The organism is Shewanella marina JCM 15074 (assembly GCF_000614975.1).
Lineage (GTDB): Bacteria > Pseudomonadota > Gammaproteobacteria > Enterobacterales > Shewanellaceae > Shewanella > Shewanella marina.
Genome location: NZ_BALM01000075.1, coordinates 1 through 512, shown reverse-complemented (window position 1 = coordinate 512; position 512 = coordinate 1). Strand labels below are relative to the sequence as shown.

Sequence of the window (512 nt, the reverse complement as noted above, 5' to 3'; positions counted from 1 at the left end):
CCTCTCAGAACAGCTAGGGATCGTCGCCTTGGTGAGCTCTTACCTCACCAACTAGCTAATCCCACCTGGGCTTATCCATCAGCGCAAGGACCCGAAAGGCTCCCCTGCTTTCCCCCGTAGGGCGTATGCGGTATTAGCTACCGTTTCCAGTAGTTATCCCCCACAAATGGGCAAATTCCCAGGCATTACTCACCCGTCCGCCGCTCGTCAGCAAAAGTAGCAAGCTACTTTCCTGTTACCGCTCGACTTGCATGTGTTAGGCCTGCCGCCAGCGTTCAATCTGAGCCATGATCAAACTCTTCAATTAAAGTGTTTTTTCTGCATCCGAAGATGCGACTCAATGAATTCTGTTATCGCTCGATGAGTTAACATCAAACGATTCGTATTACATATTGCTATGAACACTCAGTCTCTTATAAATAAGAGTCCATTGATTTAATCTTTTTTCGATTAACTCAATTCTGTGAGTGTCCACACAGATTTGCTTGTTATCTTGTTAAAGAGCATCGCCG

At 46.3% G+C, this 512-nt stretch carries 1 rRNA gene; it reads right to left on the bottom strand.

What is annotated here, in order from left to right:
- Nucleotides 1-307, bottom strand: a 16S ribosomal RNA gene (locus JCM15074_RS20205); the annotation flags it as partial.
- Nucleotides 308-512 lie beyond the last annotated feature (205 nt).